At 67.8% G+C, this 12,188-nt stretch carries 13 protein-coding genes; 10 read left to right on the top strand and 3 right to left on the bottom strand.

The genetic code is table 11. The annotated features are described in order from the left end of the window. Positions 1-129: 129 nt before the first annotated feature. The 3 genes from ACM0PB_RS13275 (at position 130) to ACM0PB_RS13285 (ending at position 2,597) form a co-directional block, all read left to right on the top strand. The gene (locus ACM0PB_RS13275) at positions 130-447 is read left to right on the top strand and encodes a DUF4156 domain-containing protein (protein ID WP_005407628.1); all 318 of its coding nucleotides are present in this window, start codon (positions 130-132) and stop codon (positions 445-447) included. Positions 448-549: 102 nt separating this feature from the next. Next, the gene (locus tag ACM0PB_RS13280) at positions 550-1,566 is read left to right on the top strand and encodes a 3-oxoacyl-ACP synthase III (RefSeq protein ID WP_005420782.1); all 1,017 of its coding nucleotides are present in this window, start codon (positions 550-552) and stop codon (positions 1,564-1,566) included. Positions 1,567-1,706: 140 nt separating this feature from the next. Then, positions 1,707-2,597, top strand: coding sequence for an alpha/beta fold hydrolase (locus tag ACM0PB_RS13285; RefSeq protein WP_414604924.1), 891 nt, complete (start codon positions 1,707-1,709; stop codon positions 2,595-2,597). A 76-nt stretch (positions 2,598-2,673) separates the two neighbouring features. Here the strand turns inward: ACM0PB_RS13285 and ACM0PB_RS13290 are convergent, their stop codons facing one another. Continuing rightward, positions 2,674-3,105 carry a YkgJ family cysteine cluster protein gene (locus ACM0PB_RS13290; RefSeq protein ID WP_005407630.1) on the bottom strand — a complete coding sequence of 144 codons (432 nt, stop codon included), beginning with the start codon at positions 3,103-3,105 and terminating at the stop codon, positions 2,674-2,676. 104 nt (positions 3,106-3,209) lie between these two features. Between ACM0PB_RS13290 and oleC the strand changes: the two genes are divergently transcribed. The 3 genes from oleC to ACM0PB_RS13305 all read left to right on the top strand — a co-directional run bounded on the left by oleC (position 3,210) and on the right by ACM0PB_RS13305 (position 6,094). Next, positions 3,210-4,868: an olefin beta-lactone synthetase gene (oleC, locus tag ACM0PB_RS13295; RefSeq protein ID WP_065178390.1), complete on the top strand. Its 1,659-nt coding sequence runs from the start codon at positions 3,210-3,212 to the stop codon at positions 4,866-4,868. Further along, entirely contained in the window at positions 4,865-5,857 is a 993-nt protein-coding gene (oleD, locus tag ACM0PB_RS13300; RefSeq protein WP_065185571.1) for a 2-alkyl-3-oxoalkanoate reductase, read from the top strand. The genes oleC and oleD overlap by 4 nt, the downstream gene beginning before the upstream one ends. Positions 5,858-5,938: 81 nt before the next feature. Continuing rightward, complete coding sequence (locus ACM0PB_RS13305) at positions 5,939-6,094, top strand: DUF1328 domain-containing protein (RefSeq protein ID WP_005407633.1); 156 nt, start codon at positions 5,939-5,941, stop codon at positions 6,092-6,094. Positions 6,095-6,170: 76 nt separating this feature from the next. Here ACM0PB_RS13305 and ddlA read toward each other — a convergent pair whose 3' ends face one another. Further along, positions 6,171-7,265, bottom strand: a complete 1,095-nt coding sequence (gene ddlA / locus ACM0PB_RS13310) for a D-alanine--D-alanine ligase (protein ID WP_065178469.1) — start codon at positions 7,263-7,265, stop codon at positions 6,171-6,173. Between the two features lie 497 nt (positions 7,266-7,762). Between ddlA and ACM0PB_RS13315 the strand changes: the two genes are divergently transcribed. From ACM0PB_RS13315 to ACM0PB_RS13330, 4 genes are all read left to right on the top strand, one after another. Beyond that, positions 7,763-8,398 (top strand): ubiquinone biosynthesis accessory factor UbiJ, encoded by a 636-nt coding sequence (locus ACM0PB_RS13315; RefSeq protein WP_005420772.1) that lies wholly within the window; start codon positions 7,763-7,765, stop codon positions 8,396-8,398. Further along, a complete protein-coding gene (gene ubiB, locus ACM0PB_RS13320) occupies positions 8,395-10,050 on the top strand; it encodes a ubiquinone biosynthesis regulatory protein kinase UbiB (RefSeq protein ID WP_414603793.1) in 1,656 nt (551 codons plus the stop codon). The genes ACM0PB_RS13315 and ubiB overlap by 4 nt, the downstream gene beginning before the upstream one ends. A gap of 32 nt (positions 10,051-10,082) precedes the next feature. After that, complete coding sequence (locus ACM0PB_RS13325; RefSeq protein WP_414604823.1) at positions 10,083-10,634, top strand: O-methyltransferase; 552 nt, start codon at positions 10,083-10,085, stop codon at positions 10,632-10,634. An 85-nt stretch (positions 10,635-10,719) separates the two neighbouring features. Further along, on the top strand, positions 10,720-11,463 hold the full coding sequence (locus ACM0PB_RS13330) for a pseudouridine synthase (RefSeq protein WP_005420759.1): 744 nt from the start codon (positions 10,720-10,722) through the stop codon (positions 11,461-11,463). Between the two features lie 75 nt (positions 11,464-11,538). Here the strand turns inward: ACM0PB_RS13330 and ACM0PB_RS13335 are convergent, their stop codons facing one another. After that, positions 11,539-12,072, bottom strand: a complete 534-nt coding sequence (locus ACM0PB_RS13335; protein WP_005420757.1) for a DUF2059 domain-containing protein — start codon at positions 12,070-12,072, stop codon at positions 11,539-11,541. Positions 12,073-12,188 lie beyond the last annotated feature (116 nt).

Consider the following 12,188-nt stretch of genomic DNA (forward strand, 5'->3'; position numbering starts at 1 on the left):
CTGCGGGGGATCCGACCCCTCTGCCGATCTGGGGTCGGATCCCCCGCAGGGGGCTCTGACCCCGGCCCCGGCTACCCCCGATTCAGGCTGTTCAGGCAGAATCCCCCCATACCCTTCCAGGATCTGCCCATGCGCGTTCTGCTGCTTTCCTCCCTGCTGCTCACCGTCACCGCCTGTACCTGGGTGCCGATCGAACCGGCCGGCAAGGCAACCCGCGTGCTGCCGGCAGGGCCGGTTCCGGCCGGCTGCATCGCCAAGGGCGAGGTGGTGGTCACCGTGAAGAGCAAGGTCGGCTTCTACAACCGCAACCCGCTGCGGGTGCAGGAAGAGCTGGAAACCCTGGCCCGCAACGAGGCCCCGAGCGCCGGCGCCAATGCCGTCCAGGCCGCTGCGGCCCCCGCCGATGGCAGCCAGCGCTTCGCCGCGTTCCAGTGCCCGCCGCGCTGAACGCTTCACCATACGGCCGAGGCTGAATTCGTAAAGATGCGGTGAAAGCCCGGGGGTTATAGAATAGCGCCCCCTTTTGCCTGAGCCTTGGCGCTAACCTCGATGCTCTTCAAGAATGTCTCGATCGCCGGCCTGGCACACGTCGACGCACCGCATACGCTGACGACCAAGGAAATCAACGAACGCCTGCAGCCGACGTTGGATCGCCTGGGTATCCGCACCGATGTGCTCGGCGACATCGCCGGCATCCACGCCCGCCGCCTGTGGGACAACGGCGTGCTGGCGTCGGACGCCGCCACCATGGCCGGCCGTAAGGCACTGGAAGACGCGGGCATCACCGCGACCCAGGTCGGCCTGCTGGTCAACACCTCGGTCAGCCGCGACTACCTGGAGCCGTCCACGGCCTCCATCGTGTCGGGCAACCTCGGTGTCAGCGACGAATGCATGACCTTCGACGTCGCCAACGCCTGCCTGGCCTTCATCAACGGCATGGACATCGCGGCGCGCATGATCGAGCGCGGTGATATCGACTACGCGCTGGTGGTGGACGGCGAGACCGCCAACCTGGTGTACGAGAAGACCCTGGAGCGCATGACCGCCCCGGACGTCACCGCCGATGACTTCCGCAACGAGCTGGCCGCGCTGACCACCGGGTCGGGCGCCGCCGCGATGGTGATGGCGCGCGCGGAGCTGGTGCCGGACGCGCCGCGCTACAAGGGCGGCGTGACCCGCTCGGCCACCGAGTGGAACCAGCTGTGCCTGGGCAACCTGGACCGCATGGTCACCGACACCCGCCTGTTGCTGATCGAAGGCATCAAGCTGGCGCAGAAGACCTTCAGCGCCGCCAAGATCGCACTCGGCTGGGCCGTGGAGGAGCTGGACCAGTTCGTGATCCACCAGGTCAGCCAACCGCACACCGCCGCGTTCATCAAGAACTTCGGCATCGACCCGAAGAAGGTCATGACCATCTTCGGCGAGCACGGCAACATCGGCCCGGCCTCGGTGCCGATCGTGCTGAGCAAGCTCAAGCAGCTGGGCAAGCTGAAGAAGGGTGATCGCATCGCGCTTCTGGGTATTGGCTCGGGCCTGAACTGCTCGATGGCTGAAGTGGTCTGGTAAGCAGCCCGTTGCCCGACCTCCTGTAGAGCCGAGCCATGCTCGGCTCACGCGCGCAGCGCGGCTCTTCCGCAGCGGACCGGAGAGCAGCCGAGCAACGGCTCGGCTCTACATTGCGCCGCGACTCTCCTTAGGTGCTCCGCATGCGCGATCTTCCCGGTTACCCCGCCCACCCGCAGCGCTTCGAGGTCCGCCCCGGCCTGTCGATGAACTATCTCGACGAGGGCCCGCGCGATGGCGAGGTGGTGGTGATGGTGCACGGCAACCCGTCGTGGAGCTACTACTGGCGCACGCTGGTGGCCGGCCTGTCGGACACCTACCGCTGCATCGTGCCGGACCACATCGGCATGGGCCTGTCGGACAAGCCGGACGACAGCCGCTATGAGTACACGCTGCAGTCGCGCGTGGACGATCTTGATGCGCTGCTGAAGCACCTGGGCATCACCGGCCCGGTGACCCTGGCCGTGCACGACTGGGGCGGCATGATCGGGTTCGGCTGGGCGCTGTCGCACCACGAGCAGGTGAAGCGCCTGGTGGTGCTCAACACCGCTGCCTTCCCGATGCCGGCGGCAAAGAAGATGCCGTGGCAGATCGCACTGGGTCGCCACTGGAAGATCGGCGAGTGGATCATCCGCAGCTTCAACGCGTTCTCGTCCGGTGCCTCGTGGCTGGGCGTGGAGCGGAAGATGCCGGCCGATGTGCGCCGCGCCTACGTGTCGCCGTACAACAGCTGGGCCAACCGCATCAGCACCATCCGCTTCATGCAGGACATCCCGCTGTCGCCGGCCGACAAGGCCTGGCCGCTGCTGGAACGCGCCGGCAAGGCGCTGCCGTCGTTCGCCGACCGTCCCGCCTTCCTCGGCTGGGGCCTGCGCGACTTCGTGTTCGACCATCATTTCCTGAAGGGCTTCCAGGCCGCGCTGCCGAATGCCCAGGTGCATGCCTTCGAGGATGCCGGCCACTATGTGCTGGAAGACAAGCAGGACGTGCTGGTGCCGGAAATCCGCGCGTTCCTGGACGCCAACCCGATCTGATCGATGTGCCGACCAACGGTCGGCACCCACAAGTGGAAGGTATGGGTGGGTGCCGACCGTTGGTCGGCACACCGGATTATGCGGCGACCGGCGCCTGTGGTGGCGAGGACGGGCTGTTGCCGTTGTCGTCCGGGTGATCGTCGTCATTGTCGGCGTCATCGCGCCAGCGCCAGTCGGCCGGCGTCAGCGGATCCAGGCCATAGGCAATGCGCGCCTTGTCGCACTGCGGGCTGGCCTTGCCGTATTCCCACGATGCATCCACCTCACGGCACACGCTGGGCCGGTTGGGGTGGATCGTGCAGCGTGAATACACGCCGATCTGCGCATCCAGCGCGACGCAGCGCACCGGCTTGGAATGGGTGCCGCGCATGCACAGGCGGTGCGGATCCAGCACCTCAGTGAGCTGATGCGGCACGCCGCCGGGGGTGACCTCGTCCGATTCCATCCAGTGGAAGGCCACGCGGTACTGGGTGCAGCAGGCGCCGCAGGTCATGCAGGGATGTTGCATGGGCAAGCCGCCTCGGGCGGCAGTCGGAATCGGGAACGAGGGTGCGGATTTTCCACGAAGTGGGCCGCCGCGCAAGAAATTCCGTAAGCGGCGACAATGAACGGATGAACCGACCCTGCAACATTGCGGCCCGTTTGCCTGAACTGGCGCGTGAACGCCCCGACCAGATCGCCATCCGCTGCCCGGGCCGCCGCGGCGCCGGCAACGGCATGGCCGCCTACGATGTCACCCTCGATTACCGTCAGCTGGACGCCCGCAGTGATGCCATGGCCGCCGGCCTGGCCGGCTACGGGATCGGCCGTGGCGTGCGCACGGTGGTGATGGTGCGGCCTTCTCCGGAGTTCTTCCTGCTGATGTTCGCGTTGTTCAAGCTGGGCGCAGTGCCGGTGCTGGTCGATCCGGGCATCGACCGGCGCGCGCTGAAGCAGTGCCTGGACGAGGCGCAGCCGCAGGCCTTCATCGGCATTCCGCTGGCGCATGTGGCGCGGCTGGTGCTGCGCTGGGCGCCGTCGGCCACCCGGCTGGTGACGGTCGGCCGCCGCCTCGGCTGGGGCGGTACCAGCCTGGCCGCGCTGGAACGTGCCGGTGCCAAGGGGGGGGCCATGCTGGCCGATACCGATGGCGAGGACATGGCGGCGATCCTGTTCACCAGCGGCTCCACCGGCGTGCCCAAGGGCGTGGTCTACCGCCACCGCCACTTCGTCGGCCAGATCCAGTTGCTGGGCAGTGCCTTCGGCATGGAAGCGGGTGGGGTGGACCTGCCGACCTTCCCACCGTTCGCGCTGTTCGACCCGGCGTTGGGCCTGACTTCGGTGATCCCGGACATGGACCCGACGCGGCCGGCGCAGGCCGACCCGGGACGCCTGCACGATGCCATCCAGCGCTTCGGCGTAACCCAGCTGTTCGGCTCGCCAGCGCTGATGCGGGTGCTGGCTCGGCACGGGCGGCCACTGCCGACGGTGACCCGGGTGACCTCGGCCGGGGCACCGGTGCCGCCGGACGTGGTCGCCACCATCCGCAGCCTGCTGCCGGCCGATGCGCAGTTCTGGACTCCCTATGGCGCCACTGAGTGCCTGCCGGTGGCGGTGGTCGAAGGCCGCGAACTGGAGCGCACCCGCGCGGCGACCGAGGCCGGTGCCGGCACCTGCGTGGGCAACGTGGTGGCCCCCAACGAGGTGCGCATCATCGCCATCGACGACGCACCGTTGGCCGACTGGTCGCAGGCACGTGTGCTGGCCACCGGCGAGGTGGGCGAGATCACCGTGGCCGGGCCGACCGCCACCGACAGCTACTTCAACCGCCCGCAGGCCACTGCGGCGGCGAAGATCCGCGAGACGCTGGCCGATGGCAGCACCCGCGTGGTGCATCGCATGGGCGACGTTGGTTATTTCGATGTGCAGGGCCGCCTGTGGTTCTGCGGGCGCAAGACGCAGCGCGTGGAAACCGCGCGCGGGCCGCTGTACACCGAGCAGGTCGAGCCGATGTTCAACACCGTGGCCGGCGTGGCGCGCACTGCGCTGGTTGGCGTGGGGGCCGCCGGTGCGCAGGTGCCGGTGCTGTGCGTGGAGCTGCAGCGTGGCCGGTCCGACAGCCCGGCACTGCAGGAAGCGCTGCGTGCCAAGGCCGCCGCATGCCTGGCCGGAGCCGGGCTGGAGCACTTCCTGGTACACCCTTCGTTCCCCGTCGATATCCGTCATAACGCCAAGATCGGCCGCGAGAAGCTCGCCGTCTGGGCCAGCACCGAACTGGAGAAGCGCGCATGAAGATCCTGGTCACCGGTGGCGGTGGTTTCCTTGGGCAGGCGCTGTGCCGCGGGCTGGTCGAGCGTGGCCACCAGGTGCTGGCGTTCAACCGCAGTCATTACCCGGAACTGCAGGCGATGGGCGTGGGCCAGATCCGCGGTGATCTGGCCGATGCGCAGGCGGTGCTGCATGCGGTGGCCGGCGTCGATGCGGTGTTCCACAACGGCGCCAAGGCCGGCGCATGGGGCAGCTATGACAGCTACCACCAGGCCAACGTGGTCGGCACCGACAACGTCCTCGCGGCCTGCCGCGCGCATGGCATCAACCGGCTGGTCTACACCTCCACGCCCAGCGTGACCCATCGTGCCACGCACCCGGTGGAAGGCCTCGGGGCTGACGAGGTGCCGTACGGCGAAGATTTCCAGGCGCCGTATGCGGCTACCAAGGCAATCGCCGAACAGCGCGTGCTGGCCGCCAACGATGCGTCGCTGGCGACGGTGGCACTGCGCCCGCGCCTGATCTGGGGCCCAGGCGACCAGCAGCTGGTGCCGAGGCTGGCCGAGCGTGCGCGGCAGGGCCGCCTGCGCCTGGTGGGGGATGGCAACAACAGGGTGGACACCACCTACATCGACAACGCCGCACTCGCGCACTTCCTCGCCTTCGAGGCACTGGCGCCGGGCGCTGCGTGTGCGGGCAAGGCCTACTTCATCTCCAATGGCGAGCCGCTGCCGATGCGCGAGCTGGTCAACAAGCTGCTGGCCGCTGTTGGCGCGCCGACGGTGGGCAAGGCGATCAGCTTCAAGACCGCGTACCGTGTCGGCGCCATCTGCGAGCGGCTGTGGCCGCTGCTGCGCCTGCGTGGCGAGCCGCCGCTGACCCGCTTCCTGGCCGAGCAGTTGTGCACGCCGCACTGGTACAGCATGGAACCGGCGCGCCGTGACTTCGGCTACGTGCCGCAGGTCAGCATCGAAGAGGGGCTGCGCAGGCTGAAGGCTTCATCTGCTGCATAGATCGCCGTCACTGGTTGCACACCGCAGGATCGGGAGGATGGACCCACGCCATCCAAGGCTCGACCACCCGCGAGGAGCGCCATGCTGCACTACGCCATCATCTTCTTTGTCATCGCCATCATCGCCGCTGTTCTGGGTTTCTCCGGAATCGCCGGCGCCGCAACCAACATCGCCTGGATCCTGTTCGTGGTGTTCCTGATCCTTGCGGTGATCTCGATGTTCCGCAAGCGCGGCTAGCCGGTAGTGCCGGCCGCTGGCCGGCATCGCTTTCCGCAGAGTCGAGCCATGCTCGACTCTGCGGGCGATCACGACGTTACACAGCGCTCTGCAGCCCGCGATCGGCCTCATGGCGCTCCAGCGCCAGCTCGATCAGGCGGGTGATCAGCGTGGTGTAGTCCACGCCGCTGGCACCCCACAGCTTCGGGTACATGCTGATGCGGGTGAAGCCCGGCAGCGTGTTGACCTCGTTGATGATGATGTCGCCGCCCGCAGTGAGGAACACATCCACGCGCGCCATGCCGGCACACTCCAGCGCCTGGTAGGCCCGCAGCGCGATCTGCTGGATGCGTGCCTGGGTGCCGGCATCGATATCCGCGGGTACCACCACTTCGGCACCATCGGCGTTGATGTACTTGGTGTCGTAGGCGTAGAACTCGTCGTGCACCACCACCTCGCCGCACAGGCTGGCCTGCGGATGTTCGTTGCCCAGCACCGCGCACTCGATCTCGCGGCCGATCACCGCCGATTCCACCAGCACCTTGTGGTCGTAGCGCAGCGCCAATGCCAGCGCTTCGGCAAAGCCCGCCGCATCCTTGACCTTGCTCACGCCTACCGACGAGCCTTGGTTGGCCGGCTTCACGAACAGCGGCAGGCCAAGCTGGGCAATCACCGCATCGACATCCACTTCCGCCACCTGGTGGCGGCGGATGCACAGCCACGGCGCCACCTGCAGCCCGGCGTCGCGCAGCAGACGCTTGGTCACGTCCTTGTCCATCGCCACTGCCGAGCCCAGTACCGGCGAACCGACGAAGGGCAGGTTGGCCATGCGCAGCAGCCCCTGCAGCGCACCGTCCTCGCCCAGAGGCCCGTGCACGATCGGCAGCACCACATCGATCTGGCCCAGCACGCTGGCCGCATCGGAGGGCTGCAGCTGTGCCTGCTCGGCACCGGGAAAGACCGCCAGCGACTGGCCGGAGCGATGCAGCGCGATGCGTGCCGGATCATCGGCATTGAGCAGGAAGGTCGCAGGCTCGCTCAGATGCCACTGGCCCTGCTTGTCGATGCCGACCAGCACCGGCTCGAAGCGCTCGCGATCAAGCGCATCGAGGATGTTCTTCGCCGACTGCAGTGAAACTTCGTGCTCGGAAGACTTGCCCCCGAAGATGATGCCGACCCGGGTCCGTGCCATGGGGAGTGCGATGTCCTGTGCGTTGCGTGGCCCCATAGCATGAACCTTCATCGGCCCACCGCGTGAGGCACAGATGAACCAGAAATCCATCCACGCATGGCGTGGATCTACCGTCCTCATGGCCCATCAACAGGGGTCGGAGCCCGTTGCGCAACAACGGGATCCGACCCCACGGACGACAGGAAACTGTCGAAGGCGGGATGGGTCCGGTTGCGGGGGTGTCCGCGGCATGGATGCCGCGGCCAAGCCCCCATGGGTGAGGGCGCTTTGCTTGCGAAGCACTGCTTCGCAAGCGCCCGAACGCCCAGCCGCCAGCGGCTGGGCCGGACCGCGGAGCGGGGTTTACGGCGTCCCCCGCAACCGGACCCATCCCGCCATCCCACGGAATGCATGCTGTTGCTGTTGGTGTTGAGGTTGCCGGCCAGCGGCCGGCACTACCGCGGGTGCCGGGCGGCAGCCCGGCCCAAGCCCCCCACCCACGCAGGTAGAATGCGCCCATGGCTCTTTCCCTGCTCAAGTCCCTCAAGCCGGTCGCTGGCCGCGCCCTGCAGATCGCCCTGAACCGCGCGCTGGCGCTGGATCCGGATACCCGCCATGCCCTGGCCAGCCTCGATGGCCGGCACATTGACCTGACCCTGGAAGCGCCGTCGCTGGCGATGCGCATCAGCGTCGACGGCGACCAGCTGCGGGTCGGCCCGGTGGATGCGCAGGAAGCCGACCTGGCCGTGCGCAGCAGCCTGGCCGGCGTGCTGGCGCAGCTGCCGCTGCTGGCCAACGCACGGCGCGGCGAGTCCAACAACAAGGGCCGAGTACGCGTGGCCGGTGACGCCGAACTGGCGCGGCGCCTGCAGCAGCTGGCCAAGGGCTTCGACCCGGACTGGCAGCAGCCGTTCGTCAGCGTATTCGGCGAGGTACTGGGCGTGCAGGTCGCCAACACCCTGCGCAGCGCCCTGCAGCACGCGCGCCAGGGGGCGATCGACCTGGCCCACAGCGCCGCCGAATTCATCACCGAGGAATCGCGCGACGTGGTGCCGCGCGCCGAACTGGATGCCTTCCATGATGATGTGGACGTGCTGCGCGATGACGTCGAGCGTCTTGGCGCGCGCGTGCAGCGCCTGCGGGGTGCCGCATGAAGGCCGTGCTGCGGGCGAGCCGCATCGGCCGGGTGATCCTGCGTTACCGCCTTGACGACCTGTTGCAGGGCACGCCGGCCGAGCGTTGGCTGCGCCTGGCCAAGCCGTTCGTGCCGCGTGCCTCGGCCGACATCGCCGCGCAGTCGCGCGGTGCGCGCCTGCGCCTGGCGCTGCAGGATCTCGGCCCGATCTTCGTCAAGTTCGGCCAGATCCTCTCCACACGCCGCGACCTGGTGCCGCCGGATGTGGCCAATGAGCTGACCCTGCTGCAGGACCGGGTCAAGCCGTTCGACGGTGACACTGCGCGCCGCATTGTCGAGGAAGCGCTTGGCCTGCCGGTCAGCGAGGCGTTCGCCAGCTTCGATACCGAACCACTGGCCTCGGCTTCGATCGCGCAGGTGCATGCGGCCACGCTGGCCGATGGCCGCCAGGTGGTGGTCAAGGTACTGCGCCCCGGCATCGAGAAGCAGATCGATGCCGACATCGCCCTGCTCAACTCGCTGGCCGCGCTGGTCGAGCGTACCCATCCGCGTGCCGACAAGATCCGACCGCGCGAAGTGGTGGCCGAAGTCGAGAACACCCTCGCCGCCGAGCTGGACCTGCAGCGCGAAGGCGCCAATGCCAGCGTGCTGCGCCGCTTCTGGGAGAACAGCGACGACCTGTATGTGCCGGAAGTGATCTGGAGCCATACCGCCGAGCGCGCGCTGACCCTGGAACGCGTGTGGGGCATTCCGTCCGACGACATCGCCGCGCTCGACAAGGCGGGCATCGACCGCAAGGCACTGGCCGCCAAGGGCGTGCGGGTCTTCTACACCCAGGTGTTCCGCGACAACTTCTTCCATGCCGATGCGCACGCCGGCAACATCTGGGTCGACACCGATCCGGGGCGCCGCGCCAGCCCGCGATTCATCGCGCTGGACTTCGGCATCATGGGCCAGCTGTCGCAGGAGGATCAGTACTACCTGGCTGAGAACTTCATGGCCATCTTCAACCGCGATTACCGCCGCATCGCCGAACTGCACGTGCAGGCGCGCTGGATGCCCGATCACGTACGCATCGATGATCTGGAAGCGGCCGTGCGTTCGGTGTGCGAGCCGTACTTCACCCGCCCGCTGTCGCAGATCTCGCTGGCCGAAGTGCTGATGAAGCTGTTCCGCGTGGCGCAGCGCTACCAGCTGACCCTGCAGCCGCAGCTGATCCTGCTGCAGAAGACCCTGCTGAACATCGAAGGTGTCGGCCGGCAGCTGGATCCGCAGATCGATATCTGGGCGGTGGCCAAGCCGGTGCTGGCGAAGATCCTGCGCGAGCGCTACAGCCCACGCCGGGTGGTGCGCGAGATCGGCAAGCGGTTGCCGGAAATCATGACCCACGCGCCGGACATGCCGCGCCTGGTACACGCTTGGCTGACCCAGCAGGTGGAGGGGCGCCACGAGCTGGCGATGCGCTCGCGCGATCTGGTTGCGCTGGATGCCAGCGTGCAGCGCCTGCAGAAGCGCACGGTCGGCGCGATCACCGGCGTCGGCCTGCTGGCCATCGCCGCGCTGATGTACGTGCTGCAGCCGCCGGGCTGGTACTGGGGCGACCTGCCGATGTGGAGCTGGGTGTCCGGTGCCGTCGGCGCGCTGGCGCTGGCGCGCGCGTGGTGGAGATAGACCCGGTGCTGCAGACGCTGAAGAACGAACTGATGCACTTCGGTGCTGAAAACGACGCGCATGAAACCGAGCGCGCTCGGCGCATGCTCAACATCACGCCGGATACCGGTGAATTCCTGTCGGTGCTGGTGCGTTTCGGCACCGCGCGACGGGTACTGGAAATCGGCACCTCCAATGGCTACTCCACGCTGTGGCTGGCCGAAGCCGCAGCCGCCATCGACGGCCACGTGACCACGCTGGAAGTCGCCGAGGACAAGGTGGCGTTGGCGCGATCCACGTTCGCGCGCAGAGGGTTGGCCGCGCACATCACGCTGGTGCATGGCGATGCCGGGCAGTGGTTGGCAGAGGCCGGCGAAGGCTGCATCGACCTGTTGTTCCTGGATTCGGACCGCGGGCAGTACGCCGGCTGGTGGCCGCAGCTGCGCCGCGTGCTGCGGCCGGGGGGCCTGCTGGTGGTGGACAACGCCACCTCGCACGCGGAAGAGATGGAGCCCTTGTGCCTGCTGCTGGATGCCGATCCGGACTTCAGCACCAGCGTGGTGCCGGTGGGCAACGGCGAACTGCTGGCCGTGCGCAACGCCTGATTGCCACGCCACAGACCCGGGGTCAGATCCCTTTTCCCGTGGAAAAGGGATCTGACCCCATACAGGGCACCCTTATAATCCTGCGGTGAGTACCGAACCTGACACCCTCGCCGCGGTCGAGACTGAAACCGCGCCCCTGCAGCTGCTGCACCTGGATGAGCGCCTGGCCGTGGTCAACAAGCCTGCCGGGCTGATGGTCCACGACAGCAAGCTGGCCCGTGGCGAAGATGATTTCCTGGCCGACCGCCTGCGTGAGCAGCTGGGGCGGCCGATCTTCCTCGTGCACCGCCTGGACCGGGCCACCAGTGGCTGCCTGCTCCTGGCCTTTGACCGCGAAACCGCCAGTTCGCTGGGCAAGGCACTGATGGGTGGCGAAGTGGCCAAGGACTACCTGACAGTCTGCCGAGGCTGGCCGGCCGAGCTGTCCTGGCGGGTGGACCATGATCTGGACGGTGGGCCGGGCAAGCCGGTGAAGAAGCCGGCGATCACCGATTTCCAGCGCCTGGCCACTGGCGAGCTGTCGGTGCCGGTGGGCGAATTCAGCAGCTCGCGCTACGCGCTGCTGCGCTGCCAGCCGCAGACCGGGCGCTTCCGGCAGATCCGCCGTCACCTCAAGCACCTGTCACATCACATGATCGGCGATACCAGCCACGGCGATGGGCGCCACAACCGCATCTTCCGCATGCAGGGCGTGCACCGCATGCTGCTGCACGCCGAGCGCCTGCGTTTTCCGCATCCGGAGGGCGGCAACGTGGATGTCAGTGCGCCGCTGGACCGCCAGTTCCAGAAGGCACTGGACCTGTTCGGCTGGCAGGTGGACGCAGTTTGACGGTAGTGCCGGCCGCTGGCCGGCAGCTGCGTGATTCCAGGTGTACTGGGGAGCCGGCCAGCGGCCGGCACTACCTCATTCTCGTTTCTTTTCCGGCTCGTTGACGATCGCTTCCAGGTCTTTCTGCAGGTCCGCAAACAGCGGCTGCATGCGCGCCTGGATGGCCACCATCACGTTCTGCATCAGTGCCGGGGTCTTGTCCAGCAGGCTCTGGCCTGCCGCGCTCTCGTAGAACTCGGCCATCGCCAGCACGTCTTCCTTGCTGAACGTCTTCTTGTACAGGTCCACGTACATCGGCCGCAGCTGCTGCCACGACATGGCCTGGCGCAGGGTCTGGCTGGTCCGCGCCTGGATCCGCTTCAGCTGCTCCTGCTGCTGGGCGGTGAGCTGGCGCTGCGCGGCCACCTGCTGGAACTGCTGCTGCTGCATGGCTTCGATCTGCGGCACCATGGTGTCGATCATGCTCTGCGCGCGCGAGGCCGACAGCAGGCGGTTGATGTCGCCGTCGGTCGGCGGGGCGGCCAGGGCCGGGACGCTGGCCGTGGCCAGTGCCAGCAGCAGGGCGGCGCGGCGCAGCAGGGACGGCAGGGCGGGTGCGAAGCGGGTCATGCGGGCTTCCTGCGGTACATGGGACCGCCAGCATACCTGCAGCCCAGGCGAAGGCGGCGTGTTCGGCGCCTGATCGGCGGCATACGGGGCGCGATGGCGCACTCCACCACGTGCCT

This window comes from Stenotrophomonas sp. AR029, from assembly GCF_047520695.2.
Taxonomy (GTDB): Bacteria; Pseudomonadota; Gammaproteobacteria; order Xanthomonadales; family Xanthomonadaceae; genus Stenotrophomonas; species Stenotrophomonas sepilia.

Excerpts from the sequence above, each read along its gene's own strand:
- ACM0PB_RS13290 (WP_005407630.1), bottom strand. The coding sequence starts at position 3,105 with ATGCAACATCCCTGCATGACCTGCGGCGCCTGCTGCACCCAGTACCGC.
- ACM0PB_RS13275 (WP_005407628.1), top strand. The coding sequence starts at position 130 with ATGCGCGTTCTGCTGCTTTCCTCCCTGCTGCTCACCGTCACCGCCTGT.
- ACM0PB_RS13325 (WP_414604823.1), top strand. The coding sequence starts at position 10,083 with ATGCACTTCGGTGCTGAAAACGACGCGCATGAAACCGAGCGCGCTCGG.
- ddlA (WP_065178469.1), bottom strand. The coding sequence starts at position 7,265 with ATGGCACGGACCCGGGTCGGCATCATCTTCGGGGGCAAGTCTTCCGAG.
- ubiB (WP_414603793.1), top strand. The coding sequence starts at position 8,395 with ATGAAGGCCGTGCTGCGGGCGAGCCGCATCGGCCGGGTGATCCTGCGT.
- oleD (WP_065185571.1), top strand. The coding sequence starts at position 4,865 with ATGAAGATCCTGGTCACCGGTGGCGGTGGTTTCCTTGGGCAGGCGCTG.
- ACM0PB_RS13285 (WP_414604924.1), top strand. The coding sequence starts at position 1,707 with ATGCGCGATCTTCCCGGTTACCCCGCCCACCCGCAGCGCTTCGAGGTC.
- oleC (WP_065178390.1), top strand. The coding sequence starts at position 3,210 with ATGAACCGACCCTGCAACATTGCGGCCCGTTTGCCTGAACTGGCGCGT.
- ACM0PB_RS13280 (WP_005420782.1), top strand. The coding sequence starts at position 550 with ATGCTCTTCAAGAATGTCTCGATCGCCGGCCTGGCACACGTCGACGCA.
- ACM0PB_RS13305 (WP_005407633.1), top strand. The coding sequence starts at position 5,939 with ATGCTGCACTACGCCATCATCTTCTTTGTCATCGCCATCATCGCCGCT.
- ACM0PB_RS13335 (WP_005420757.1), bottom strand. The coding sequence starts at position 12,072 with ATGACCCGCTTCGCACCCGCCCTGCCGTCCCTGCTGCGCCGCGCCGCC.
- ACM0PB_RS13315 (WP_005420772.1), top strand. The coding sequence starts at position 7,763 with ATGGCTCTTTCCCTGCTCAAGTCCCTCAAGCCGGTCGCTGGCCGCGCC.